The 26069-nt window shown below is 68.3% G+C and carries 27 protein-coding genes; 7 read left to right on the forward strand and 20 right to left on the reverse strand.

What is annotated here, in order from left to right; genetic code table 11:
• The first annotated feature begins 2 nt into the window (after nt 1–2).
• The 5 genes from EV186_RS30895 (at nt 3) to EV186_RS30915 (ending at nt 7830) form a co-directional block, all read left to right on the forward strand.
• Nucleotides 3–875, forward strand: coding sequence for a carbohydrate ABC transporter permease (locus EV186_RS30895; protein ID WP_133852988.1), 873 nt, complete (start codon nt 3–5; stop codon nt 873–875).
• A gap of 47 nt (nt 876–922) precedes the next feature.
• On the forward strand, nt 923–2545 hold the full coding sequence (locus tag EV186_RS30900) for a glycoside hydrolase family 13 protein (RefSeq protein WP_133853127.1): 1623 nt from the start codon (nt 923–925) through the stop codon (nt 2543–2545).
• 13 nt (nt 2546–2558) lie between these two features.
• Nucleotides 2559–4874 carry a galactose-binding domain-containing protein gene (locus EV186_RS30905; RefSeq protein WP_133852989.1) on the forward strand — a complete coding sequence of 772 codons (2316 nt, stop codon included), beginning with the start codon at nt 2559–2561 and terminating at the stop codon, nt 4872–4874.
• A gap of 36 nt (nt 4875–4910) precedes the next feature.
• Nucleotides 4911–7103 carry a galactose-binding domain-containing protein gene (locus tag EV186_RS30910; protein ID WP_133852990.1) on the forward strand — a complete coding sequence of 731 codons (2193 nt, stop codon included), beginning with the start codon at nt 4911–4913 and terminating at the stop codon, nt 7101–7103.
• A 280-nt stretch (nt 7104–7383) separates the two neighbouring features.
• Nucleotides 7384–7830: a lamin tail domain-containing protein gene (locus tag EV186_RS30915; protein WP_208115864.1), complete on the forward strand. Its 447-nt coding sequence runs from the start codon at nt 7384–7386 to the stop codon at nt 7828–7830.
• A gap of 37 nt (nt 7831–7867) precedes the next feature.
• On the opposite strand, the gene EV186_RS30920 is transcribed toward EV186_RS30915, so the two are convergent.
• The 14 genes from EV186_RS30920 to EV186_RS30985 all read right to left on the reverse strand — a co-directional run bounded on the left by EV186_RS30920 (nt 7868) and on the right by EV186_RS30985 (nt 20000).
• Complete coding sequence (locus EV186_RS30920) at nt 7868–8317, reverse strand: hypothetical protein (protein WP_133852991.1); 450 nt, start codon at nt 8315–8317, stop codon at nt 7868–7870.
• A gap of 190 nt (nt 8318–8507) precedes the next feature.
• Nucleotides 8508–9866, reverse strand: a complete 1359-nt coding sequence (locus EV186_RS30925; RefSeq protein WP_133852992.1) for a chitinase — start codon at nt 9864–9866, stop codon at nt 8508–8510.
• Nucleotides 9863–11710 carry an RICIN domain-containing protein gene (locus tag EV186_RS30930; RefSeq protein WP_133852993.1) on the reverse strand — a complete coding sequence of 616 codons (1848 nt, stop codon included), beginning with the start codon at nt 11708–11710 and terminating at the stop codon, nt 9863–9865. Before EV186_RS30930 ends, EV186_RS30925 begins: the two co-directional genes overlap by 4 nt.
• Nucleotides 11707–12795 (reverse strand): RICIN domain-containing protein, encoded by a 1089-nt coding sequence (locus tag EV186_RS30935; protein WP_133852994.1) that lies wholly within the window; start codon nt 12793–12795, stop codon nt 11707–11709. Before EV186_RS30935 ends, EV186_RS30930 begins: the two co-directional genes overlap by 4 nt.
• Nucleotides 12792–14039, reverse strand: coding sequence for a glycoside hydrolase family 16 protein (locus tag EV186_RS30940; protein ID WP_133852995.1), 1248 nt, complete (start codon nt 14037–14039; stop codon nt 12792–12794). The genes EV186_RS30935 and EV186_RS30940 overlap by 4 nt, the downstream gene beginning before the upstream one ends.
• A 199-nt stretch (nt 14040–14238) precedes the next feature.
• A complete protein-coding gene (locus EV186_RS30945) occupies nt 14239–15090 on the reverse strand; it encodes a glycoside hydrolase family 16 protein (protein ID WP_133852996.1) in 852 nt (283 codons plus the stop codon).
• 129 nt (nt 15091–15219) lie between these two features.
• On the reverse strand, nt 15220–15720 hold the full coding sequence (locus EV186_RS30950; RefSeq protein WP_133852997.1) for a hypothetical protein: 501 nt from the start codon (nt 15718–15720) through the stop codon (nt 15220–15222).
• A 120-nt stretch (nt 15721–15840) separates the two neighbouring features.
• A complete protein-coding gene (locus EV186_RS30955; protein ID WP_133852998.1) occupies nt 15841–17403 on the reverse strand; it encodes a M4 family metallopeptidase in 1563 nt (520 codons plus the stop codon).
• A 401-nt stretch (nt 17404–17804) separates the two neighbouring features.
• Nucleotides 17805–18053 (reverse strand): helix-turn-helix transcriptional regulator, encoded by a 249-nt coding sequence (locus EV186_RS30960; RefSeq protein WP_243754393.1) that lies wholly within the window; start codon nt 18051–18053, stop codon nt 17805–17807.
• Nucleotides 18054–18055: 2 nt separating this feature from the next.
• Nucleotides 18056–18337: a helix-turn-helix domain-containing protein gene (locus tag EV186_RS40865; protein ID WP_424983709.1), complete on the reverse strand. Its 282-nt coding sequence runs from the start codon at nt 18335–18337 to the stop codon at nt 18056–18058.
• A complete protein-coding gene (locus EV186_RS30970; protein ID WP_208115865.1) occupies nt 18334–19011 on the reverse strand; it encodes a hypothetical protein in 678 nt (225 codons plus the stop codon). The genes EV186_RS40865 and EV186_RS30970 overlap by 4 nt, the downstream gene beginning before the upstream one ends.
• Before the next feature lies 1 nt (nt 19012).
• A complete protein-coding gene (locus EV186_RS30975; RefSeq protein WP_133853000.1) occupies nt 19013–19462 on the reverse strand; it encodes a serine integrase family protein in 450 nt (149 codons plus the stop codon).
• Nucleotides 19463–19702 carry a hypothetical protein gene (locus EV186_RS30980; RefSeq protein WP_133853001.1) on the reverse strand — a complete coding sequence of 80 codons (240 nt, stop codon included), beginning with the start codon at nt 19700–19702 and terminating at the stop codon, nt 19463–19465. It abuts the gene before it with no gap.
• Nucleotide 19703: 1 nt separating this feature from the next.
• Nucleotides 19704–20000 carry a hypothetical protein gene (locus EV186_RS30985; RefSeq protein WP_133853002.1) on the reverse strand — a complete coding sequence of 99 codons (297 nt, stop codon included), beginning with the start codon at nt 19998–20000 and terminating at the stop codon, nt 19704–19706.
• Between the two features lie 177 nt (nt 20001–20177).
• Here EV186_RS30985 and EV186_RS30990 point away from each other — a divergent pair, with 177 nt between their 5' ends.
• Both EV186_RS30990 and EV186_RS30995 read left to right on the forward strand, forming a co-directional pair.
• Entirely contained in the window at nt 20178–21035 is an 858-nt protein-coding gene (locus EV186_RS30990) for a helix-turn-helix domain-containing protein (protein WP_133853003.1), read from the forward strand.
• Nucleotides 21036–21045: 10 nt separating this feature from the next.
• Nucleotides 21046–21258, forward strand: a complete 213-nt coding sequence (locus tag EV186_RS30995) for a DUF397 domain-containing protein (RefSeq protein WP_341815743.1) — start codon at nt 21046–21048, stop codon at nt 21256–21258.
• Nucleotides 21259–21357: 99 nt separating this feature from the next.
• Here the strand turns inward: EV186_RS30995 and EV186_RS31000 are convergent, their stop codons facing one another.
• From EV186_RS31000 to EV186_RS31025, 6 genes are all read right to left on the reverse strand, one after another.
• Complete coding sequence (locus EV186_RS31000; protein ID WP_133853004.1) at nt 21358–21951, reverse strand: hypothetical protein; 594 nt, start codon at nt 21949–21951, stop codon at nt 21358–21360.
• A 68-nt stretch (nt 21952–22019) separates the two neighbouring features.
• On the reverse strand, nt 22020–22754 hold the full coding sequence (locus tag EV186_RS31005; protein WP_133853005.1) for a class I SAM-dependent methyltransferase: 735 nt from the start codon (nt 22752–22754) through the stop codon (nt 22020–22022).
• Nucleotides 22755–22776: 22 nt separating this feature from the next.
• The gene (locus EV186_RS31010; RefSeq protein ID WP_133853006.1) at nt 22777–23280 is read right to left on the reverse strand and encodes an OsmC family protein; all 504 of its coding nucleotides are present in this window, start codon (nt 23278–23280) and stop codon (nt 22777–22779) included.
• A 105-nt stretch (nt 23281–23385) separates the two neighbouring features.
• Nucleotides 23386–24267: a TIGR03621 family F420-dependent LLM class oxidoreductase gene (locus EV186_RS31015; RefSeq protein ID WP_133853007.1), complete on the reverse strand. Its 882-nt coding sequence runs from the start codon at nt 24265–24267 to the stop codon at nt 23386–23388.
• Between the two features lie 14 nt (nt 24268–24281).
• Entirely contained in the window at nt 24282–24740 is a 459-nt protein-coding gene (locus EV186_RS31020; protein WP_133853008.1) for a hypothetical protein, read from the reverse strand.
• On the reverse strand, nt 24740–26047 hold the full coding sequence (locus tag EV186_RS31025; protein ID WP_133853009.1) for an MFS transporter: 1308 nt from the start codon (nt 26045–26047) through the stop codon (nt 24740–24742). The genes EV186_RS31020 and EV186_RS31025 overlap by 1 nt, the downstream gene beginning before the upstream one ends.
• Nucleotides 26048–26069 lie beyond the last annotated feature (22 nt).

A 26069-nucleotide genomic window follows, 5' to 3' on the forward strand; every position in this document is an offset into this window, starting at 1 on the left:
CGGTGAACCGCACGTTGCTCTCCGACAACCAATTGCGCACCTTGCACGGCCGCCTCGGCTACTGGGTGGTGTTTTCCTGCGCGTTCATCGCGTTTGCCGTCGCGTTCGTGCTGCCGTTCGTGTGGATGCTGCTGGGCGCCATGAAGTCCGCGCCGGAGCTGGCGCACGTGCCGCCGACGATCCTGCCCGAGCAGTGGCACCCCGAGACCTATTCGGACGCGTGGTCGTTCATGGAGCTGGCCAAGTACTTCGGCAACACCGTGATGATCGCCGGCGGGGCGTGGCTGGTCCAGCTCGCGGTCGACGTGCCCGCCGCGTACGCGTTGTCGAAGCTGCGCCCGGTGCTGGGCAACTGGATCCTCGGGCTGATGCTGGCCACGTTGATGTTGCCGGCGTCGGCGTTGCTGGTCCCCACGTACCTGACGATCACCGACGTGCCGGTCGTGCACACCAACATGATCAACCAGCCGGGCGCGATCTGGCTGCCCGCGGCGGCGAACGCGTTCAACATCTACTTGCTCAAGCGGTTCTTCGACCAGGTGCCGGGGGAGCTGATCGAGGCGGCGACCATCGACGGCGCCGGGCGGATCACCACCATGGTGCGGGTCGTGCTGCCGCTCTCGCGGCCGATCCTCGCGGTCGTGTCGATCTTCGCGATCGTCGCCGCGTGGAAGGACTTCATCTGGCCGCTGCTCGTGCTGCCGGACCCAGGTGCGCAAACGCTTTCCGTGGCGCTGAACCGGTTCGCCCCGGACACCCCGATCAACCTGCTGCTCGCCGGGCTGGTGCTCGCCAGCATCCCGATGGTGGCGGTGTTCCTGGTGTTCCAGCGCCAGATCCTGGCCGGCCTGACCGCGGGCAGCCTCAAGGGATGACCAACACCGACAGGACCGAGAAGACCGAGGAGGGCCGGGTGGCCGACATGCAGGGCAGCGACTGGTGGCGCAGGGCGGACTGGTGGCGTGGTGCCGCGATCTATCAGGTCTACGTGCGCAGCTTCGCCGACGGCAACGGTGACGGCACCGGCGACCTCGCCGGGCTGCGTGCCCACCTGCGGCACATCGCCGACCTCGGCATGGACGCGATCTGGCTGAACCCGTGGTACCCGTCGCCGATGGCCGACTCCGGCTACGACGTGGCGGACTACCGCGACATCGAGCCCGCGTTCGGCACGCTCGGCGAGGCCGAGGAGTTCGTGCGGGAGGCGCACGAACTGGGCCTCAAGGTGATCATCGACATCGTGCCGAACCACGCGTCGGACCGGCACCCGTGGTTCGTGCAAGCGCTGGCCGACGGACCGGGATCGCCGGCTCGCGAACGGTTCTGGTTCCGGCCCGGCCGCGGCGAGCACGGCGAACTGCCGCCCAACGACTGGCAGTCCCGCTTCGGCGGTCCGGCCTGGACCCGCGTGCCCGACGGCGAGTGGTACCTGCACCTCTACGCGCCCGAGCAGCCGGACCTGAACTGGAGCAACCCCGACGTGCCGGCAGAGTTCGACGAGGTCCTGCGGTTCTGGTTCGACCGCGGCATCGACGGGTTCCGCATCGACGTCGCCGACGGGCTGGTGAAGGACCCGGACCTGCCCGACGTGCACGGCCGCGACACCATCCCGCTGCCGTACTCGGACATGGACGGCGTGCACGAGATCTACCGGCGCTGGCGCGCGATCGCCGACTCCTACCCGGAACCGAAGGTGTTCGTGGGCGAGATGTGGCTGCCGGACCCCGAGCGGTTCGCCCTCTACCTGCGGCCCGACGAGCTGCACTCGGCATTCAACTTCGACTTCCTGTCCTGCCCGTGGGACGCCGAGAAGCTGCGTGGCGTCATCGACGCGACGTTGTCGGCGCACGCGATCGTCGGCGCGCCCGCGACCTGGGTGCTGTCCAACCACGACGTCACGCGGCACGTCACGCGCTACGGCCGCGACGACACGTCCTTCGGCTTCGACGACCGCAAGCACGGCGTGCCAACGGATCCGGTGCTCGGCACCCGGCGGGCGCGGGCCGCCGCGTTGCTGTCGATGGCGTTGCCGGGCGGGGTCTACGTCTACCAGGGCGAGGAGCTCGGCCTGCCCGAGGTGGAGGACCTGCCCGACGCGGTGCGCCAGGACCCGGTGTTCGCGCGGACCGGCGGTGCGGACATCGGCCGTGACGGCTGCCGTGTGCCGATGCCGTGGTCCGGTGCGCAACCGCCGTTCGGGTTCAACGACACCGGTGCCGCGCCGTGGCTGCCGCAGCCGTCGCCGTGGGCCGGGTTGACCGTCGCCGCCCAATCCGGTGTGGACGGTTCGATGCTCGAGTTCTACCGGGCCGCCCTGCACCTGCGCCGGTCACTCGACGCGTTCGGCGACGGCCCGCTGACGTGGCTGGACGGGCTGCCCGAAGGGGTGCTCGGGTTTGCCCGGACGGACGGGATCGCTTGTGTGGTCAACCTGTCCGACGGCACCGTCGACCTGCCCGCGCACCAGGAGGTGTTGCTTGCCAGCCAAGAGCTCGAAGGAACCTTGTTGCCCGCCGATTCCGCCGCGTGGCTGCGGCTGACCTGACAGGAAGGGCGTCATGAGCAAACAACAGACAAGGCGGCGGCTGGCCTTGGGTGCCGCCGCCGCCGTGGCCGCCGGCACCGTGACGGTGTCGGTGCTGGGGATCGGCGCGGTGTCGGAGGCCGCGCCGGTCACCCCGGCGCCGACCGGCGCGGCCTCACCATTCGCGGTCGCTGGACGCGGCGCAACCGTCGACTTCACCGAATACGAAGCCGAATCCGCCGCGACCAACGGCGCGGTGCTGGCGATGGACCGCACGGAGGGCACCCTCGCCGGTGAGGCGTCCGGGCGCCGGGCGGTCCGGCTCGACGGCCAGGGCAAGTACGTCGAGTTCACCTTGACCGGCGCGGCCAACGCTATCGACGTGCGGGCGAGCCTGCCGGACAGCGGGGCCGGCACCGGGACCGACGGCACGCTGTCGGTGTACGTCGACGGCACCAAGGCGGCAACCCTCGCCCTGACGTCGCGCTACAGCTGGTACTACGGGTACTACCCGTTCACCAACAACCCCGGCGACGGTCACGCGCACCACTTCTACGACGAGACGCGGGCGTTGCTCGGGACGGCCGCCCACGCGGGCTCGAAGGTCCGCGTGCAGGTCGACGGCGGCGACACCACCTCGTCCACCGTGGACTTGGCGGACTTCTACAACCTGGGGGCGCCGGCGTCCCAGCCGGCCGGGTCGTTGTCGGTGACCGACTACGGCGCCACCGCGAACGACAGCACCGACGACGCGGCCGCGTTCGACGCAACCATCGCCGCGGCGAAGAGCCAAGGCAAGGAAGTCTGGGTCCCGCGCGGGCGGTTCGTGGTGAACCGGCACCTGACGGTCGACCGGGTCACCATCCGGGGCGCGGGGAACTGGTACTCGGAACTGCGCGGGACGCGGGTCGGCGTGTTCGGCCTCGGCGAGCCCAGCAGTTGCGGGCAGGGCGGCAACACCGGTGTGAGCAGCGCGGTGAAGCTCTACGACTTCGCGATCATCGGCGAGGTGCGGGAGCGGGTCGACTGCGACCAGGTCAACGGCATCGGCGGTGCGCTCGGCGGCGGCTCCGTGGTCTCCGGGTTGTGGATCCAGCACACCAAGGTCGGCCTGTGGCTCGACGGCCCGTTCGACGGCCTGACCGTCACGCACAACACGATCGTCGACCAGACCGCCGACGGGCTGAACCTGCACCAGGGCATCAGCCACGTCACGGTGGACGACAACTTCCTGCGCAACACCGGTGACGACGGCCTGGCCATGTGGTCGGAGCACCAGCCCGACCACGACAACACGTTCTCCAACAACACCGTGGTCGCGCCGATCCTGGCCAACAACATCGCGATCTACGGCGGACAGGACAACAGCGTCACCGGGAACGTCGTGTCCGAGACCCAGACCCAGGGCGGCGGCATCCACGTCGCCAACCGCTTCACCGCGACGCCCTTGGCCGGGACCACGACGGTGTCGGGCAACACCACGATCCGCGCGGGCGTGCTTGACCCGAACTGGCAGTTCGGCGTCGGCGCCCTCTGGTTCGACGCCCGCGACGGCACGATGACCGGCACCGTGAACGTGTCCGACATGGACCTGATCGACTCGAACTACGAGGCGATCCAGTTCATCGACTCGTCGGTGTCCAACATCCACTTCGACGGCGTGCGCATCCAGGGCGCGGGTACGTTCGCGCTGCAGTTGCAGGCCACGGGCGGTGCGACGTTCAAGAACGTGGTGGCGACCGGCATCGGCGTTGCCGGAACCTACAACTGCATGGGCGCAGGCGCCTTCGCCATCACCGACCAGGGCGGCAACTCCGGCTGGAGCAGCCAGTACTGCGGCCCGTGGCCGAACCCGGTCTACGGCGGGGACAACGGCGGCACCACGACCACGCCGCCACCCACCACCACGACCACCACCACGCCACCGGCCAACGGCAACCTTGCGTTGCACCGCCCGGCCACCGCGAGCGGGCAGGCCGACGTGTACGGGCCGGGCAACGCCGTCGACGGCAACGCCAATTCGTACTGGGAGAGCACGAACAACGCGTTCCCGCAGTGGCTCACGGTCGACCTCGGCGCGCCGGTCTCGGTGGGCAAGGTCGTGCTGAAGCTGCCGCCGTCGTCGGCGTGGGGTGCCCGCACGCAGACGTTGTCGGTGCTCGGCAGCACCGACGGCGGGTCGTTCGCGACGTTGTCCGGCTCGCACGGTTACACGTTCGACCCGGCCTCCGGCAACACGGCGACGGTGACGTTCGCCGCCGCGACCGTGCGGTACCTGCGGGTGCAGATCACCGCCAACACCGGCTGGCCCGCCGGCCAGCTGTCCGAACTCGAGGCGTACAGCTCGTAAGTTTCACCGAACACAGAAGGGTGGCCCTGCTCCGCCATGCCCGAAAACCGGCGAAATCCCAGGAAACGACCGCTCGCGGCGGCTGCTGCCGTCGCGCTCGCGGCCTCAGGTCTGACCGTGCTCACCGGCGCCCTCGGCGCCCCGGCCGCCTTGGCAGCAGGCGGTTCGGGCGCGACGGTGCCGTTCGTGGAGTACGAGGCCGAGAGCGCATCGACCAACGGGTCGACCATCGGCCCGAACTACACGCAGGCGTCGTTGCCGTCCGAGGCGTCCGGCCGCAAGGCCGTCACGCTGAACGGCGGGCAGTACGTCGAGTTCACGCTGTCCGCGGCGGCGAACTCGATCGACGTCCGGTACTCGGTCCAGGATGGGCGTTCCGGCAAGCTCGCCGTGTACGTCGGGTCGCAGAAGGTCGGCGACCTCAACATCACCTCCAAGTACTCCTATGTGGACACCGGGTGGATCCCGGGGGCCAAGACGCACAAGTTCTACGACGAGACGCGCATGCTGCTCGGCCAGAACGTGGCGGCCGGCGCCAAAGTCAAGGTGCAGGTCGACGACTCGTCGGCCGGGCCGGTGACCATCGACCTCGCCGACTTCGAACAGGTCGCGGGGGCCGACGCGCAGCCGGCCAACTCGGTGTCGGTGACGTCCACGGGCGCGACCCCGAACGACGGATCGGATGACGCGCAGGCGTTCCGGTCGGCGATCGACACGGCCAAGTCGCAGGGCAAGACCGTGTGGGTGCCGCAGGGCACCTTCGAGATCGGCTCGTCGTTGCAGGTCGACAACGTGACGATCCAGGGCGCCGGGCAGTGGTACACGGTGCTGCACAGCAACAACCCGTTCCAGAACGGTGGCGCGCAGGGCAACATCCACCTGAAGGACTTCGCGGTCTTCGGCGAGATCACCGAGCGCAACGATGGCAGCCCGGACAACGCGTTCCACGGCGTGCTCGGGGCGAACTCGTCGGTGACCGGGTTGTGGATCCAGCACATGAAGTGCGGGCTGTGGTTGATGAACGGCGCGTCCAGCCACCTGACCATCAGCGGCAACCGGATCCTCGACACCACCGCCGACGGCATCAACTTCGACGGCAACGTCACCGATTCGGTGATCAGCAACAACTTCCTGCGCAGCAACGGCGACGACGGCCTCGCCCTGTGGTCCAACGGCGCACCCGACGCCCGCGACACCATCAGCAACAACACGGTCGTGCAGCCGCAGCTGGCCAACGGCATCGCCATCTACGGCGGCACCGACCAGACCGTCACGGGCAACCTGGTGCGCGACACGAACGCCCTCGGCGGTGGCATCCTGGTCGCCAACCGCTTCAACGCGACCCCGCTGTCCGGCACGATCACGGTGTCGCACAACACGACCGTGCGCGCGGGCGCCCTCGACCCGAACTGGCAGTTCGGCGTCGGCGCCTTCTGGGTCGACGCGCGGGACAGCTCGCCGAACGCCGCCATCCGGGTGACCGACCTGCGTGCGGTGGCCTCGCCGTACGAGGCGATCCAGTTCATCGACGGCAACGGTGCGGGCAAGTCGATCAACAACGTGTCCGTCGACGGCGCTTCGGTCGAGGGCGTCGGCACCTTCGTGGTGCAGTCGCAGACCGGTGGCACGGTGTCGCTGTCCAACATCACGGCCTCGGGCGTCGGGGTGACCGGCACGTACAACTGCCCGTACCCGTCGTCGAACCAGCCGATGACGTTCACCGGCAGCGGCAACTCCGGCTGGAGCGGCACGTGGGCGGACTGCAGCACGTGGCCCGCGCCCGGCTCGGGTCCCGGCAACCCGCCCGCGAACGGCAACCTGGCCCTGCACCGGTCCACGACGGCCAGCGGCCAGGCCGACGTCTACGCGCCGGGCAACGCCGTGGACGGCAACGCGAACACGTACTGGGAGAGCACGAACAACGCCTTCCCGCAGTGGATCACCGTCGACCTCGGCTCGGCGCAGTCGGTGTCCAAACTGGTGCTGAAGCTCCCGCCGTCCTCGGCGTGGGGCGCCCGCACCCAGACGTTGTCGGTCCTGGGCTCGACGACCGGCGGCTCGTTCACCACCCTGTCGGCATCGCACGGCTACACGTTCGACCCGGCCTCGGGCAACACGGCAACAGTGACCTTCGCCGCGGCTTCGGTCCGGTACGTCCGGGTCCAGATCACCGCCAACACGGGCTGGCCGGCCGGTCAGCTGTCGGAACTGGAGGTCTACGGCTCCTGATCCAGGGCTGCGGCGCCCTGCTTGCGTCGGCGGGGCGCCGCAGCTTGCCGCAGCGGCAACGGCTCGATGGAGGTGAACTTGCCTCAAATACGCACTTGCCTCACCGGAGAAAGTTCCGGTTCGAGGCAAACTTGCCTCGAACGAGGCAAGTTAAAGCGGCTTTGGGTGACGTCCGAGCCGATGGCATGTCACCGGATCGGGTGACGTGAAGCGCTATCGGTAACGATGAGTGACCCTGCTTCGACTTCTCGCGGAACCCACCTGCGAGAGGAACATTCTGATGCGCAAAGGGCCCGCCGCGATCGTCGTGGCCGTCATGTCCGCCGTGCTGGGCTTTGCCGGAGCGACCACCGCGGATGCCGCCGGGGGCGTCGTCCTGTGGAACGCCCACTACGACTCGCCCGGGCCCGACTACGGCGGCAACGCCAGCCTGACCGCCGAGTACATCGCGCTGAAGAACACCTCCACCAGCACCAAGACCATCACCGGCTGGACCCTGCGCGACCGGCAGAACCACGTCTACAAGTTCCCCACCACCACGATCGGCGCGGGCAAGTACCTCTTCGTCCGCACCGGCAAGGGCACGAACAACGCGACCACCCGTTACTGGAACCAGACCTGGTACATCTGGAACAACTCCGGCGACACGGCCTACCTGCGGAACTCCGCGGGCAGCACCGTCGACACGTGCGGCTGGGGCTCGGGGCACACGTCCATCCAATGCTGATCGGTGAGGCCCGGCGCGCAGCCGGGCCTCAGCTCGGTCAGGAGCCGCTCCAGGCGGTGTGCTGCGGGGAAAGCGTTGCCACGCCGCCGTTCCAGAAGTTCCCGTCGACGTAAGCCCGGGTGTCGACGTTGATCGTGGCGGTGGGGGCCGAGTTGAAGCTCGTGCCGCTGTCGTGGGTCTTGGCGCCGTGCAGGACGCCGTCGCGGGTCTGGATCGCCACCCGCGTGCCGAAGGCGGAATTCCCGGCCGAGAAGCTCACGTGCGCCCAGTTGCGCAAATTGGAATCGCACCAGCCCCAGTACTGGACGAGCGTGCCGACCCGCCACGACGACGTGCCGACGCCGTACATGATGGCCGAACGGTTGACCTCGTGCGGCGTGCCGCACCCGGGCGGCGAGTCGTCGGCGGCGGCCTCAGGGGTGATCAGCAGGCCGGCCGCCAGGGCCACGCCGGCCGAAATGGACAGGATCTTCCGCAACCTTCGCATGGTGTCTCCACTCGCCACCGACGACGCCGTTGTCGCCGGGAGGTCACCGTAATCTTTTTGCGGCGCACACCAAACGCCCGTTCGGCTCAGTCGGCGCGCGAAGGATTACCGTGACCTCCGCCGATCATGTTGTGGAAACGCAAACGAAAGGGGCGGACCCGAAGGCCCGCCCCTTTCCCCGTCGAGAAGATCAGCCGGTGTACTGGGCGAAGGTCCGCGTGAAGTCCCACGCCTGCTGCGACACCCCGGAACACGTGTCGTCGCCCGGGCCGCCGCCGCTGCACGGGCGGTCGCGGTTGACCGACCAGAACGTCAGCCGGGCCAGGTGGTGCTGCTGGGCGTACGACAGGATCGTGCGGAAGTTGGCCACGGTCACCGTCTCGTTCATGTCGGTGATGCCGTTCATCGACGAGATGCCCGAGTGCCGGTACGCCTGGTCATCGGTGTAGCCGTAGGCGTTGCGCACCGTGTTCTTCAGGCCTTCGGCCGCCTGGATGGTCAGCGCACCCATGTCCTGACCGGCCGCGCCGAAGTCGAACGGCATGATCGTCCAGCCGTCCACGGTCAGTCCCGACGACGCCGCTCGGTTGATCATGCTCGAATCCGGTCCACCCTGGTCCGACGGGAACGTCACGTACACGGTGATGCCAGGGTTGTTGGCCTTCACGGTCTTCAGCGCGTCGATCGTGCGCTGCTGGATCGTGCCGTTGGAGTACGTGCCGCCTTCGATGTCGATGTCGATCGCCTTGAGGCCGTAGGCGTTGATGACCTGTTGGTACGCCCCGGCCAGGGCGCCGGCCGAAGTGCACGCCGTCTCGAGGTTGTAGCCGTTCGCACCACCGAACGACGGGATGATGTCGCCGCCGTTGGCACGCACGGTGTTCACCGTCTGCTGGTCGACACCGCCGGTCAGCGGCCGGCCCCCGTCCCACGCGGGCGCGCAGCCGCCGTTGGACAGGATGAACGCCATCGTGAACCACTTGACGCCGGTCGCCGACATCACGGTGGCCGGGTTCGGCGGGCTGCCCCAGCCGTTGTAGTAGTACGGCGCGACCTGCATGCCGGAGTTCCCGGGCGGTGGCGTGGTGCCGCCCATCGTCCACTTCTGGTTGCTGGCGCCGGTGCACGTCCACAACTGCAGGCGGGTTCCGTTGGCACTGTTGCGATCGGTGACGTCGACGCACTTGTTGGACGCCGAGTTGACGATGTCGTGCGCGGAATTCAGGGTGAATTGCTGGGCGCCGGTGCCGTTGCAGTCCCAGAGCTGCAGCTTCGTGCCGTCGGCGGTCCCGGCGCTGGTGGCATCGAGGCACTTGCCGAGGGCGCGCAAGGTGCCGTTCGTGGCGGTCCACTGCTGGGCGTTGGTGCCGTTGCAGTCGTACAACTGCACGGCGGTGCCGTTGGCGCTGCTCGCCGCGGCCACGTCCATGCACTTGCCGGCCAGGCCGGTGATCTGGCCGGTCGTCGCGGCCGACGCGGACGGCAGCGGCGCCAGCACCGCCAACGCGAGCGCGGCGATGAGCGACAAACCCGATCTGACTCGCGTCATTGGAAGCTCCACTTCTGGTTGGCGGCCCCCGTGCAGGTCCAGATCTGCAGCCGGGTCCCGTTGGCGCTGGTGTTGCCGGTGACGTCGACGCACTTGTTCGACGCGGCATTGACGATGTCGTGGGCGGAATTGAGGGTGAACTGCTGGTTGCCGCCGCCGGTGCAGTCCCAGAGCTGGAGCTTCGCACCGTCGGCGGTACTGCGGTCGGTCACGTCCAGGCACTTGCCGAGCGCCTGCAGCGTGCCGCCGGACGCGGTCCACGCTTGCGCCGCGGAACCGTTGCAGTCGTACAACTGCACGGCCGTGCCGTTGGCGCTGCTGCCCCCGGCGACGTCCATGCACTTGCCGCCGAGCCCGGTGATCGCCTTGCCGGTGGGGGTGCCGCCGCCGGTGGACTGGTCGCCGGACCAGGTGAACGTCGCCGAGGTGGCCGCGGGCAGCGTGTACGAGAACGACTCGCCACCCCAGTTCACCCGCACCTGCTGGCTGGACCCGGTGCCGTTGTAGGCGATCAACGCCTTCGAGCCGTCCGGGTTGCGCCACGCCACGTTGCGCACCGCCGTGTCGTTGGACGCGATGCGCACCGCGCCCGGCTTCACGAACTTGGTCAGGTGCCCCATGTCGTAGTACTCGACGGTGTAGTCGACCTGGTGCGTGCCGTCGTTGTGGACGGTGATCAGGCCGGTGCACGTGCCGCAGCCGCCGTTGTGCGGGCCCATGTGCTCGTCGACCGCGAGGCTCCACTTCACGACGCTCTGCGCCCAGTGCCGCGTGTAGTCGATGATGTTGCCCATGTCCTCGGCCTGCTGGTTGCCGATCCAGGTGCCGCCGGAGTGCTCGGTCTCGTAGGCGGGCATCGACGGGTACTGGTTGTGCACCGTGTCCTGCTCGTTGATGTCACCGCCGTAGCCGTGCCAGGCCACGCCGCCGAAGTTGGGGTCGTTGCGGATCGCGGAGTCGGTCACCGACGGCGCGCCGTAGGCGTCGTAGGTGTCCCAGTTCCAGTCGACCGCGAGGACCTTTGTGGACAGTCCGGCGGTGTGCAGCGCGGGCAGCAGGTTGGTCTTGGTGAAGTACGCCAGCCCGGAGCCGTTCCACTGCGTCGACGGGTAGCCGGGACAGCACGTCGGCTCGTTGTTCACCGACACGAAATTCACCGGAACACCTTGTGCCGCATAGGCTTGCAGGTACTTCACGAAGTACTGCGCGAGCGCCGGGTAGTACTGCGACTCGACCCAGCCCTGCGAGTACGAGTCGTTGTCCTTCATCCACGGCGGCACGCTCCACGGCGAGCCCATCACCGTGATCTGCGGGTTGAGCTGGCGCGCCTGCTTGGTGAGCGGGACGACGTCGGCCAGGTCGTGGCTGATGGAGAAGTTGGCCAGGCCCGGGTCGTTCTGCCCCGCGGGCATGTCGTCGTAGGTGTAGCTGTAGCGGGCCAGGTCGGACGCGCCCATCGGGTTGCGCAGGAAGCTCAGACCGATCCCGGTGTTCGGGTCGAAGAGCTTGCGCATCGTGTCGTCCCTTGTGGACTGCGACAGCGCGCCGCTGGAGTTCATCAGCCACGCCGCGGTGTCGGTGAACGACGCGCCGCCGCCGGTGAACTTCTGGTAGGTGGTGTGTTCGTCGACGGTGATCGTCTGCTGCCCGGTCCCGTTGCCCGCCGCGAACTGCACCGGCGTCTGCTGTTGCAGGCCCCGGGTGACGTTGCGCCCGCCGCTGTCGTTCGTGGTGGTCAGCCAGACGTTCACCGTCTCGCCGGCCGCCTCGGCGGGCACGGCGCTCAGCAACCCGGTGACGATCGCGGCCGCGCCGAAGGCCGCGAACACCCGTGCTCGTTTCATGACAGGGTCCACTTCTGGTTGGTGGCACCGGTGCACGTCCACAGCTGCAACGGCGTCGAGTTCGCGGTGGACTTGTTCGTGACGTCCACGCACTTGTTCGCGGCCGGGTTGACGATCGTGCCGCTGCCGCTGAGCGTGAACTGCTGGTTCGCTCCGCCCGTGCAGTCCCACAGCTGCAACTTCGCGCCGTTGGCCGTGCTGCGGTCGCGCACGTCGAGGCATTTGCCGAGCGCGCGCAGCGTGCCGTTCGTAGCGGTCCACGCTTGCGCGGCCGAGCCGTTGCAGTCGTAGAGCTGCACCGCGGTTCCGTTGGTGCTGTTGGCTCCCGCGACGTCCATGCACTTGCCGCCGAGGCCGACGATGGCGCCGGATCCCGCCGGTGGCGTGGTGGTGCCGACGAGCCGGTTCGCGGCGTCCTCGCCGACGGAGTTCGCCACGTCGTGGTTCTCGATCGGGTTGACCGAGGTGTGCGGGAACACGATGTAGGTCACCGGTCCCTCGGTGCCGCCGGTGCTCGGGTCGGGGTCGATGCCCAGCCCGGCCGCGGTGGCGTACGAGGCCTCGCCGATGATGCCGGTGGGGCCGGTGTCCCCGACCACGGCGTATTCCACCCGGCCCTGGTAGATCACCGCCACGACCGAGCCGCCGTCGATGCCGTAGTTGCGGTAGTCCCAATTGGACGTTGGCTGCGGCAGCACGATGTAGGGCAGCTGGGCCGCGTTCAACGGCTGGTCGGTGGAGGTGTGGAAGGCCGTGTCGGGGTAGAAGCAGCAGTCGGTGTTCTCGTTGCACTGCGTCGTGCGGACACCGTCGCAGTCGATGTCCATGTCGGCGCTGAAGAACACGACGCCGTTGTTCTGGCAGACCGGCACGGTCGCCGCACCGCCCTCGTCGTGGGCGTAGCGGCCCGACGAGATCTGCTGGCAGGTCGAGACCTTCGCCAGCAGCTGGTCGGCGGTCGGACCAGCCTGCAGGGTGTTGGCCTGCGGCGCGGGGCTCGCTTGCGGGGCGGCGTTCGCCACCGGGGCATGCGGGAGCAGCGCCAGCAGGAGGAACCCGGCCAGCGCGGCGAACACGCGCCTCATGACATGGTCCACTTCTGGTTCGCGCCGCCGGTGCACGTCCAGAGCTGCAACCGGGTGCCGTTCGCGGAGTTGTTGCCCGTCACGTCCACGCACTTGCCGGACGCCGAGTTGACGATGTCGTGCGCACTGTTCAGGGTGAACTTCTGCGCGCCGGTGCCGTTGCAGTCGTAGAGCTGCAACGGGGTGCCGTCCGCGGTACCCCCGCTGGTGGCGTCGAGGCACTTGCCCAGCGCCTGCAGGGTTCCGTTGGTGGCGGTCCACGCTTGCGCATTGGTGCCGTTGCAGTCATACAGCTGCACGGGGGTGCCGTTGGCCGGGTTGGCCGCGTAGACGTCCATGCACTTGCCGGCCAGGCCGACGATCTGGTGCCCGGTGGGCGGCGTCGTGGAGCCGGTGGTGACGTGCACGTAGTCGACGACCAGGCGCTGCGGGAAGCTCGTCGAGCCGTCGGGGTTGCCCGGCCAGTAGCCGCCGACCGCGAGGTTCATGATGATGTAGAAGGGGTGGTCGAACACCCAGCGGTTGCCGTTGAGATCGGCGGGAGTCCTTGTCTCGTAGGCGTTCCCGTCGACCGACCAGGTGATGGAGTTCGGCGCCCAGTCCACGGCGAAGGTGTGGAAGCCGTCGGCGAAGGCCTGGCCGCCGGGCAGCGTGTACCCGGCGCCGATGCCGCCCGCGCCGGAGTAGCCGGGGCCGTGGATGGTGCCGTGCACGGAGCCGGGCTCCTTGCCGATGTTCTCCATGATGTCGATCTCGCCGGAGTTGGGCCAGCCGACGGTGCCGATGTCGTTGCCCAGCATCCAGAACGCGGGCCACATGCCCTGGCCGCGCGGCAGTTGCATGCGTGCTTCGAAGTGCCCGTAGGCCTGGGAGAACGTCTGCGGGGTGGAGAACTTGGCCGAGGTGTACTGGCAGGTGCCGTTCCAGCAGTTGCCGTAGTTCTCGCGCTTGGCGGTGATGACCAGGTGGCCTTGCCCGTCGAGGGCGGCGTTGGCGGTGCCGTCGGTGTAGTACTCGAGTTCGTGGTTGCCCCAGCCGTCGGCGCCGTTGCCGATCTCGTGGTGCCACTTCGAGCCGTCGACGGCCGCGCCGGACGGGCCGTTGAAGTCATCGGTGAACGAGGCGGCCGCCAGGGCCGGACTGGTGGTGGCGGCGGTGGCGTGACCGGCGGAAATGGCCAGGGCGGCACCGAGGACGGCAGCGCCCAGGAGCGCGAGGCGGCGGGGTCTGCGGAGTGCGGACATCTGAACACGTCCCTTCTGCCCGTCGTTCACATATGTGTCAACGGGTGGCTACGTGGTGTGATGTCCGCCATGGTGGCAAGTAGTAAACAATATTTACAATAGCCGGGGGAATATCTGTCCGGCCGGGCATCCAGTGGGTGACACACGGGCAAGGGCCCCGCCGCGGGGTCGCGGCGAGGCCCGGCCGGTGCCGATCGGGTCAGCTGACGTGCACGTAGTCGATGACCAGCTGCTGCGGGAACTGGGTGGAGCCGTCCGGGTCGCCGGGCCAGTAGCCGCCGACCGCGAAGTTCATGATGAGGTAGAACGGGTGGTCGAACACCCACTGGTTGCCGTTCAGGTCGGCCGGGGTGCGGGTCTCGTAGGCGTTGCCGTCCACCGACCACACGATCTGGTTCGGCGACCAGTCGACGGCGAAGGTGTGGAAGTCGTCGGCGAAGGACGCGCCACCGGGCAGCGTGTAGCCCGCGCCGATGCCACCCGCGCCGGAGTAGCCGGGACCGTGGATGGTGCCGTGCACCGTGCCGGGCTCCTTGCCGACGTTCTCCATGATGTCGATCTCGCCGCAGTTGGGCCAGCCGGCCGAGCTGATGTTGTCGCCGAGCATCCAGAACGCCGGCCAGACGCCTTGCCCGCGCGGCAGCTTCATCCGCGCCTCGAAGTGGCCGTACGCCGCGGTGAAGGTGCCCGGCGTGGAGAACTTCGCCGAGCTGTACTGGCAGGGGCCGTTCCAGCAGTTGCCGACGCTTTCCTGCTTGGCGGTGATGACGAGGTGGCCCTGCCCGTCGAGGGCGGCATTGGCGGTGCCGTCGGTGTAGTACTCGAGCTCGTGGTTGCCCCAGCCGTCACCGCCGTTGCCGATCTCGTGCTGCCACTTGCCACCGTCGACGCCCGCGCCCGCCGGGCCGTCGAAGTCGTCGGCGAATGACGCTCTCGGCTGGGCTGCCGGTGCGGCGGAACTCGTTGTGGCCACGGCGATCTGACCGCCGACGCACAAAACTGCCGCCGCGGCGACCAGCAACAGACGTGATCCCCGTTTCACGCTGGACATGGATTTCGCCCCTCTCGGTTCGAGTACGGGTCCGGATTCCACTGTGGCAACTGGGCGACGATACGTACAGGAATCCGGTGAATCCTTGTCTGCAAGGGCAGGTCGGTCATGACACGCGTGCAAGCCGCGTCAACTGTCTACAGAGGAACTCCGCCGCCGGATGAGGTGGCCGGTGACCCGCGCGCTCACCACGAGGAGGAGCAGCCCGGGCAGGATGGCCACCAGCGACAACAGGAACGTGCCGAACTGCTGGCTGCCGGTGGATTCGGTGGACTCGCCACGGGCAACGCCGTTGATCACCGTGACGCACTGGCTCACCTCGGGATCGCACGGCGCGTTGTGGAGATTGACCATGATGCCGAACCAGATCAGGCCGGCCCCGGCCGCGGCGAGGATCAGCAGGCCGATGGCGGTCAAGGGGCCGGTGATCGCCCGGTGGCCGCGGATCACGGTGGCCACCAGGCTGATGGCGACCGTCAGGAGGATCACCCCGGGGAACGCGAGGATCCAGGCGTACCAAGGACCGAGCGCGAACGCGAGGCCGAGGATGATCGGTGCGGTCGGGAAGCAGACCACGAGGCCGGCCTGCAGGCTGTCCTTGAGCCGCCACGGTTTCGGTTCGCCGGTCATGCGCCGCCTTTCATGGTCTGGCAACCATTGATCATGTCGGACGACGCTTGGCAAAGGCTTGGCGCGCAACGGCCCCCGGCTCGCGAGGGAGCCGGGGGCCGTTGCTTCGATCGTGCTGCGTCAGCTCACGCCGACCGCGGCCCAGGTCGCGGCAACCGCCTGCGACTCCGGGGAACCCGCGCCGTACAGCTCGTCGGCCGCCGCGACGGTCTGCGTGGCAGCGTCGTGGTAGTCGGTCGTCGAGGTGAACTTGGTGGACAGGGCGTTGTACCAGATGGCCTCGGCCTTGTCCCGGCCGATGCCGGTCACGGTCGACCCGTCGCAGGTGGGGCTGTTGTAGTCCACGCCGTTGACGTTCTTCGCGCCGCTGCCCTCGGACAGCAGGTAGAAGAAGTGGTTCGCGATACCCGAGGAGTAGTGCACGTCGACGTTGCCGGCGTCCGAGCTCCAGCAGCCCAGCGACGCGCCGTCCTTGGTCGGGTCGTCCATGTAGCGCAACGGCGAACCGTCACCGTTGATGTCGATCTTCTCGCCGATCAGGTAGTCACCCGGGTCGGTGGCGTTGTTCACCGAGAATTCCACGGCGGTGCCGAAGATGTCCGAGGTCGCCTCGTTCAGGCCACCGGACTCACCGGAGTACACCAGGCCCGCGGTCGCGGAGGTGACACCGTGGGACATCTCGTGGCCGGCCACGTCGATCGCGGTCAGCGGGTGGTTGTCGCCGATGCCGTCGCCGTAGGTCATGCAGAAGCACGAGTCGTCCCAGAACGCGTTCACGTACGCGTCGCCGTAGTGCACGAAGCTCTCGGCGCCGACACCGTCGTCCTTGATGCCGTTGCGGTTGTGGACGTTCTTGTAGTAGTCCCAGGTCGAGGCCGCACCGTAGGCGGCGTCCACGGCGGCGGTCTGGTCGTCGTCGCCCTGGCCGTTGCCCCAGTCGTTGTCGGCGTCGGTGTAGAGCGTGCTGGTGTCCGAGTTGGACACCTGCTGGTTGCCCCGCGTGCTGTCGACCAGGTTGAAGCCGTCGCCGCCCTCGGTGGTCTCGAGCGCCACGTCACCGGAGTACTCGCTGTGGCCGGTGCCCGCGACCTGCTCGACGGCGTCGTAGCTGTAGAGCACCTTGCCGGAGCGGGCGTCGGTGAAGACGTGCAGCTTGCTCGGCGTCTGGTCGGCCTTCTTGCCGGTCAGCACGGTCTCGTAGGCCAGCGTCGGCGCGGTGCGCACCGCGTAGACCACCAGCGACGGGTCGCCCGCGGTGTACTTGACGCCCTTCTGCGACTTCAGGGCGGCCTTGGCGGCGGCCGGGGCGGCCATGCCGGGCTTGGTCGACAGCGTGAACCGGGCCTGCGTGGCCTTGGTCGTCGACACGATGTCGCCGCCCGCGTTCTCGGTGACGACCAGGTCGCCGCCGAGCACCTTCAGGCCCTGGTAGGTGCGGTCGTAGCGCAGGTGCCGCAGGCCGTCCTTGGTGACAACGGCGTCCTTGACGACGAGCTGCTCCTGCGCGCCGACGCCAGCGGCCTTGGCCACCTTCACGGAGTCGGTCTGCGCGAGCTGGCGGGCCGCGCTCTTGGTCAACGGCGTGTTCGTCGCTGTGGGGGCGGCGGTCGCGGCGATGGCGCCGCCGCCGATCACCGTGCCGACCGCGGCCGCGGCGACCCAGAACCGGGTCGAGCGTTTCATGTTTGTGCTCCTCGCTTTTGTCCGAAGCAGGGACTCGCCGGTCCTCGCGAACCCGGCGAACTCGGGCATTTCCGATCATGCACAGTCCGCAATGTGTTCGGAACCAACGATCTGCTGAAACGCTTCGTGGTCATCCGGCGATATTCCAAGCAGAAACACGAAAATGCGCCAGAATTGTCCGGAAACCTACTTTCGTAGGGAACTGAATGGCGCAATGGCTACCACCATCCGTCTTGCGACTTACCGACGGCCCATTCTGTTCAAATGTTAATAAGAGTCACGCGAGCGTGTTCGGCCGCTCACGCAACGCCATACGATCGGCCCTACCGCTTGCGCACCAACGTGTAGCGCGCGCGGTGGATGCCTCGCACGTGCACGCGCCACCAACCCGGCGGCACGTCTCAGCCCTGGTCATCTGTCCGGCCGGCCGAACCCGGCCCCGCACCCTCGGCCGCCAGGATCTCGTCCACCGACACCCCCAGCTCGCGTGCGATCCGGTGCAGCTTGATCTCCGACACCGCATCGCCCCGGCTCTCGATGTTGCGCAGCGAGCCCTCGTTGGCGAAGCCCACTCGGGCCGCGAGCTGTCCGGTGGTGAGACCGCGTTCGATTCGCCGTTTGCGAATCTGGGTTCCGTTGGGCTTGGGCATGGTCACGCGCCCCCTGTGCGATCGGTGGCCGGGTCATACGCCGGTTCCGTTCGGTTTCGAGCATGGCTGCCCTGTTCCGGCCGGCCTCGGCCCCTCAGTACGGTTCCGGCTTCCAAGAGCAGGGTGCGAACCGTGCCGAACGCGTAGCCGGAGCTTCGCGCCAGTTCCCGCACACTGGCCTCCTGTTCGTACTGCAGCCGAAGTGCTTGCCGCACCTGTGCACGCACTGTCGGGTCGGCGAGGACACGGCGAGAGGCAACCCGCTTGTCGGTCGAGTCACTCATGTGGCGTGCCCCGGCCTCTCAAGCTCGACAAACCTGCACCCCACCAACTCCCGCACCAGTTGGTCGGCTTGCAGCCAGCGCAGGCGCGGGTCGCCGATGTGCAGCGTGCGGGCCTGGGGCTTCGACAACCGGGGACGGAACCAGCTCTCGCGGTACAGCCCGCCCGAGGCGCCGCTGAGGAACGACTGTGCCCGCACGGCCACGAAGCCCTGTTTCAACCAGGGGCAGGACTTCGCCGAGATGCGCGCGCACCGCAGGCATAGCGGCGGATGGGTGTTCTGGGCTCCTTCCGGCCATCCGGGCCACAGCTCGTGCTGGTCCTGGAGGAGCCAGAGCGTGCCGTGGTCGTTGTGGTCGGCGGGTCCGGCGCACACCTGGCACAGCAGGCGGCGCATGGCCCGGCGCTGGCGGAGTGGGTGCATCTGCCGGTAGATGGGTTCACCGACGCCGGGACGCGATGCCACTCGTGACCACAGAAGACCGTTTCGGTCACGGTCCACTGAGGACTCGTCGGCGTAGGCGATGCCTCGCGGCGTCTCAACTATCGGCGCGGCAAGGACTTCTTCCGCGCTCCACCTGGCGACGTAGGGGACGGGGCCGTGCGGGCCGCGGAACACGGGTTTGGCGGCGTGCGGCAGGTCGAGCACGCTGCCGTCAGGCGACAGGTGTGCCACGTCAGCCCACTTCCACAGCCGAGTCGGCTCCGGCAGGCAAGGCCAGCACCCGGCACCCCGTCCGGTTGACCATGCGCACCAGCGCCCGCTCGACCAGTTCGAGTCCGGACAAGTGCTCTCGGCCCGGTACGAGCAGCGCGTAGCTCTCCGGCACCCGCAGAGCGTCCAGCGCTCCGGCGAACCCCACCCGCGCGATGGCGTCCTCGGCCACGCCCCGGTCGCAGAACACCCCACCGAGGTGGAAGCCGTGCCCGAGGCAGAAGCGCGCCAGCTCGTCCCGGAGCTTGGCAATCTCGATCTCGTCCGGCTCCTCCATGCGGATGTAGCCGAACACCAGGCGGGGTGTGACCGAGCCCGAGGGCGCCGGCTTGGGGCGCTGGATGCAGGCTTGGGCGCCGGACGGGATGGGCGTGCTCGCGATGTTCTTCACGCCGTTCTTCTCGGTGGTCATCTACACCACCGCCGCAGGAGCAGGCGTGCCGGCCGGCTCGCGGTAGAGGTCGGCAGGCACGTGGAGGGCCTGATGGATCACCGCAGCGAGCTTGGCCAGCGCCTCCGGCGTCAAGATGACCTCGAAACCCTCCCGCACGGAACCGAACAGGACCTCGATGTCTCCGTCAGCCCCGAAGCTGTACGAGATGTCGCAGCCGGCGGGGATCTTGACGTAGGCGTTGACGGTGGGCCTAGACATCTCAGACCGCCTCCGTCCGCGACGAGGACGAGAGCGTGCTTCTTGGCTGGGCTGGAGTCACCAAGCCGCTCTTGCCAGCCTGCACCAGGTCGAGGTGCTCCTGTTCGGTAACTGCGGCCAGCTCGAACAGACTCTTGCCCAGCATCCGGGCCTCGGTCGGGCTGAGTAGAGCGGCCTCAGCTGGAGGTGCGACAAGCACGAGTTGGCCGGTGGTCGGGGCGGTCCAGACGCCGACCGAGCGCTTGCGATGGAAGCCGTCGGTGCAGGGGATATGGGTTTTGTGGGCGTCGGTCATCACGGCCTCACCTCATGGCGATAGCGACTGATCGGATCAAGTCTTACCATCGTTCAACTTTCGCCAGATCGCAAGTTGAATCTCACGAAAGTTTCGTAGATAGTCCGATCGGCCTAGCGAAACCGACGTGCGGCCGTCCGTAAGCTTCGGGTGTCGGGGTGCGGTGATCAGGAGGTTGACGTGGCGGAGGTCTTCCGGGCGAGCATGCGGCTGCGGCGCATCGCTCGGCAGCTCAAGCGGTGGCGAACCGCCTCGGGGATGAAGGCCTCTGACGTCGCGGCACAACTCGGCTGGTCAGCCGCCAAGCTCAGCAAGTACGAGAACGCCGCCCAGCCGATCTTGCCGGTCGAGGTGCTGGCGCTCGGTCTGACGTACCACGTACCCGAGGACGAACGGAACCGCCTGTTCAACGCGACCGCCGCAGCCCAGGAGAAAGGCTGGTGGCAGGACTACACCGAAGCTGAGTTGGTGGAGTCGGCCCATGACTACCTGGAGCTGGAGACCGAGGCCGCGGTGGAGCGGACCTTCAAGATCGACCTCATTCCAGGGCTACTCCAGACCGAGGCGTACGCCGCCGCCCTCGCTCGGGCCGACGTCCCGGCCGTCGACGAGGAGACCATCCAGGGACGAGCCCAGATCCGGGTTGCGCGTCAGGCGCTGCTGAGCGGCGATGATTCGCTCCGCGTAGAGGCCATCATCAGCGAAGCTGCGATGCGCTGCGTGGTCGGCGGGGTGGAAACCCACCGGCAGCAGATCGAACGGCTACTGGAGTTCGCCGAGCAGGACAACATCACTATCCAGGTGGCATCGTTCGAGCAGGGTGCGCACAGCGTGATGGGCTCACCCTTCGACATCCTGTCGTTCAACGAGGACCACCTGGACGACGTTGTCTACATCGAGAACGTGCGCTTTGGCCGCCTGCTGGAGGACCCGGCCTCGGTGGAGACGTATAACATGAACTTTGCCGGTCTTCGGCAGTTCGCCCTCGATCCTGAGCAGTCAGTGGCGCTGATCCGCGGACTGATCGACGGCCGGTAGCCCCTAGCGAGTGGAGCTGATCAACATGTCCGCCGACTACCGCCGAGCCAACTGGCGCAAGAGCAGCTTCAGCAACGGCAACGGTGGCACGTGCGTCGAACTGGCCCATCTCGGCCGGCTCGCAGCGATACGGGACTCCAAGAACCCGGATGGCCCTGTGCTGCTGTTGGCACCGGATGCCCTTGCTGTGTTCGTCGCGCGTGCTGGCGATCGCGCGTCGTAGCGCGAGAGAAGAACAAACGGCAGCCCGTCCCAAGGCGAGAAGGGACGGGCTTTGCTTTTACACGAGTGCAAACTGTCCAGCTCAATGAATCGAAGACGACTACGGCGTCCATGCCTGGTCCACTCCGGCCAGCAATCGATCCGGTCCCGGCACCTGGCAAGTTGGCTGAGGACTCGTCAACCACTCTTGCTGGAAGGCGACGTCGCTGCGAACTTCGAGCGCGGCCAGGCAGCTCGCGTTCGGCTGCTCGATGTCGAGGGCTAGATCGGCAGCCCACGCGGGTTGGCGATCGCCCATGCCGCCCGGTTCGCCGACCGCGAACGGGTCGAAGTAGGCGGTGACGCCGCCCTGCTCGGCTTCGGTGATGCGGTAGGCGCCGGACATGCTCCAGTACGCAGCGACGTAGCGACCGTTCCTCGAGCCGCGCCGGGCGATCTCGGGTATGGAGCCAGTCCAACCGCCTGGCTCGATGGCTACAACAGCTGTGCCCAGCTCGATGAACTGCACGGTGAAGGTCTGCCCGCCGTCCGGTGTGGGCGCCGGCCAGGCCTCAGCGGACGGCTTGGATACGAGCTGTGCGGGGTCGCCGCCGTGGAGCTGCACGGCCTCGGCGATCGTGACACCGGGGATGACGGCTGCGGTCAGGACGAGGTCTGGGTCCTCGTCGGCCCACTGGTAGTGGTCTATCCGCATGACGACGTGTCCTCAGCAGTGTCCTGGCCGTTGGCGATCCGGTGAGAGTCAAGCGAGTGTGATCGGCCCTACCGCTTGCGCACGACGTACGTGGCCGAGCGCCAGTGGGTGCTCGGCACATCCTCGGCGCGGCTGTCGATGACCCTCCCGCCGTGCGCTTCGACCACCGCGCGGACGCGCGACGGGGACACCGCGGTCATGCGCATGGGCGCCGGGTAGCGCAGCACGACGCGTTGCAGCAGGCGGATCACCGGGAACGGCATGACCCGCCACACCAGCCCCTTGGCCGTGTTCAGCGGTCTGGTCGTGCACTGGAACACGGCGACGCCGCCGGGGCGCAGCACCCGCAGGAACTCCGCGAGGTAGCGCTCGATCAACGGCCTCGGCAGGTGTTGCAGGACCAGTTCGGTGTAGACGAGCTCGAAGGTGTCGTCGGCGAAGCGGCTGAGGTCCGGCCGCTCGTTGAGCACGGACGTGCAGCGCCCGCCGGTGCGGTCCAGCGCGCGGGCGGTGTCGAGCATCGCCGGGGCCACGTCGACGCCGGTCACCGCGTCGGCGTGGGCGGCGAGGGCCTGGGAGAGCCGGCCCGCGCCGCACCCGAAGTCCAGGACGCTCGCCCAGCGGGTGGGCAGGTCGAGGGAGTCGAGCCAGGCGAGCGCCTTGGCGACGTCCGCGCGGCCGAGTTCGAGGAAGGCTTCGACGTCCCAGTTGTTGTTGCGGGTGCCCGGAGCGACGTAGACCGCCCAGAGCGGGTCGCTGGCGCCGAGCCGCGCCCAGTCGCGCCGCGTCTGCTCGAAGCTCACCCGGCGACCATATCGAGACCCGCTACCGGAGGGTCACTTCGATGTCAGGTGCCGTGCGCAGGGTCTGGTACACCACGCAGTACCGCTCGGTCAGCCGTTGCAGCGTGGCCAGCTGCTCGGCGTCGGCGTCCGCGTCGACCGCGAAGGCCAGCCGGATCGCGGTGAACCCGACGGGCGCGTCCTTGGCCACGCCCAGGGTGCCCCGGAAGTCGAGCTCCCCTTCGGCGCGCACGGTCCCGCCGCGCACCTCGAGCCCGATGGCCGTCGCCACCGCGCGCAACGTGACCCCAGCGCAGGCCGCGAGCGCCTGCAGCAGCATGTCGCCCGAGCACAGCTGGGTGCCGTCGCCGCCGGTCGCCGGGTGCAGGCCGGCCTCGGCGAGCGCGCGGCCGGTGTCGATCCGGCAGGCGATGCCGGTGCCGTCGAGCTCGGCGCTCGCCCGCAACGTGACCACGGCGCTGGCCGGGTCGTCGCGGTACTTGTCCTTGAGCGGTGCTTGCAGCTCCCGCAGTTCTGCCGCGTCCATGCGGGCCAGTATGGGCGCCGTCGCCCGTTACCACAGTGAGGAAATGGGGCCACAGCAAGGAAATGGACCCGGTCCGTGCGGACCGGGCCCATTTCGTGATCTTCGTCAGCCGAGCTGTGCGCGCACCCGCTTGATGGCCGGGCCGAGCTTTTCCATCCACGGCCGCTGCACGTAGAACGACGTGAAACCGTACTCCTCGTGCGCCCGCACGACCTGGTCGGCGATTTCCTCTTCCGTGCCGAGCAACAGGAACGGACTGTCCAGTGCGCCTTCGACCGACAGCATCCCGCCTTGTTCGGCGGCGATCGCCTCGGCCGCCCCGCGGCGGTCGTCGGTGATGACCACGTCCTGGACGAACGCATTGAATTCCGGGGTCCGGGCCCCGGCGAATTCACGGAATTCGGCGGCCAGTTTCCGGGTCTCGTCGCCGGACAGCACGCGCAGCGCGCCCGGCGGCTGGCCGGGGATCTGGACGATGCCGGCGATGCTGACGATGTCGGCGTTCTCGGCCGCCAGCTTGACCGTGCGCGTGCTCGCCCCGCCCAGCATCAGCGGCGGCATGTCCACACCGGACTCGGCGGCGATCAGCTCGCGCACCTTGGCCACCGAGGATTCCAGCCACGCCAGGCGTTTGCGGTACGGCTGCCACGGGATGCCCGCCGCGTCGTACATCGCCTTGATGATGCCGGTGCCCATGCCCAGTTCGAACCGGCCGCCGGTCAGCCGCTGGATCGTGGCCACCTCACGGGCGAGCATGGTCGGGTTCCAGTAGCCCGAGTTCAGCACGAACGTGCCGACCCGCATCGTGTCACTGACCATCGCCGCCGCGAGCGCGCCCTGGAACGGCGACGTGCGCCCGGCGCCGAGGTGGTCGACTGTGACCGCGATGTCGTAGCCGTAGCCTTCGGCCGCCCGCACGGTGTCCACGAGGTCCTGTTTGGACCCAGGGGACGCCAGCGTGAAGCCGAACTTCAGTTCCTTGCTCATCGTAGGAGCCCCAGTCAGTTCGTTCTCGTCAAGTACATGTACCAGTTCGTTTCCCAGCTCTGCCCGCCGTCGTCGGAGAGCGCCTGCTCCCACTGCGCCGACGTCGGCGTGGTCTTCGACCAGATGTAGCGGATCTTGACCGTGCGTCCTTCGAACTCCTCCTCGCCGAAGAACGTGCCGACGCCGTCGGTGAACGACCCCGACAGCGGCGGCAGCATCGCGCCCTTGCCGCTGTCGCCCCAAGTCAGAAACCAGAGATCCGTCGTCGGCTCGTAGATGCGCACGGTGATGCCGTAGCTCTCCCCGTCGCCGAAGGAGAACTCGTCGACGTTCCCGGCGCCGCCGAAGATCGGCTTGCACCACGCCGACGAGTCGAACTCCGACCACGTCGTGCAGCCCGCGAGCCGCTTGTCCAGCCTGCGGTTGTGGATGTGCCAGGTGCCGTGCAGGAAGTCGAAGTCGGACGCGGGCATCAGCCGGCTTCCGTCGCCGCCGCGGGCGCCGCCGCCTCGGCCTTCTCGATGTCGGCGGGCTCGGCCGCCTGCTCGACCTCTTCGCTCTTGAGGTTCGACTTCTTGACCGCAGTGACACCGAGGATGCACGCGGCCGCGCCGAACAGACCCATCACCGGCCACACCGAGTGGCCCATGGCGATGAACAGCGCGCCACCGATCACCGGGCCGATCGCGGAGCCGAGCCCGAACATGAACTGGAACGCGCCGATGTAGCGGCCCTTCAGGTGCGCGGGTGCGGCCATGCCCGGGTAGGCGAAGACCACGGGGCCGCCCAGGATCTCGGCGACCGTCCAGATCAGGGTGCCGATGATGATCACGGCCGGGCCGAGCGGGAAGCCGTAGACCGCGACACCCAGGCCGACCAGGCCGAACGCCAGGCCCACCGCGACCTTGAACGGCCACTTCTGCGACACCTTGGTCACCAGCAGCTCGAACGCGATCACGATGAACCCGTTGAGCGCGACGGCGAAGGTGTACCAGAAGATCGGCGTCCCGGTCGCCTTCACGTCCAGCGGCAGCGTGGAGAGGTACTGCACGTACGCGATGCTGTTGAACAGCATGGCGAACAGGTACAACGTGAACCGCCGGTCCTTGAGCACGTCGAGGTAGCTGCCCTTGTCGGGCTCGGCCACGGCCTCGCCGTCGGCCCCCGTGCTCTGCGCCTTGCCCGGCAGCGCCACCAGCGCGATGACCGTGTAGACCAACGCGACCAGCGCCTCGCCGTAGAACAGCAGCGTGTACTGGTTGCCGCCGAGGAAGTAGAGGCCGTAACCGAGCAACGGCGCCGCCGTGGTGCCGAGGTTCAGCCCGAACCGGTACATCGCGAAGATCATGACCTGCCGGTCGTCGCTGATCAGCGTGGACAGCAGGGTCGCCGAAGCGGGCCGGTAGACCTGGCTGACCGCGCCGACCAGGGTCACCGCGACCAGCAGCAACGCGTAGTTCGGCAGGTAGAGGATCGACGCGATGAGCACGGCCGAGCCGGCCATGGACAGCGCCGTGGAGTTCCGCGCGCCGAGCCGGTCGGCCAGGGTGCCGCCCACCAGCACGCCGACCACCGCACCGGCCCCGTACATGCCGAGCGACACGGCGGCCTGGCCGTCGGTGTAGCTCTTCGACGTCATGAACAGCACGAGGAAGATGTTCAGGAAGCCGCCTAGCCGGTTGACGAACACGCCGCCGAGCACGGCTTTCACGGCCAGTGGGGATTCTGCGAAGGTGCGCCAGATACCGGCGCTCTGTTGCGGCTGGGTGTCAGCGGCCATCAGGTGGGCTCTTTCGGCTCAG

The sequence above is a fragment of the Labedaea rhizosphaerae genome, assembly GCF_004362825.1.
GTDB lineage: Bacteria > Actinomycetota > Actinomycetes > Mycobacteriales > Pseudonocardiaceae > Labedaea > Labedaea rhizosphaerae.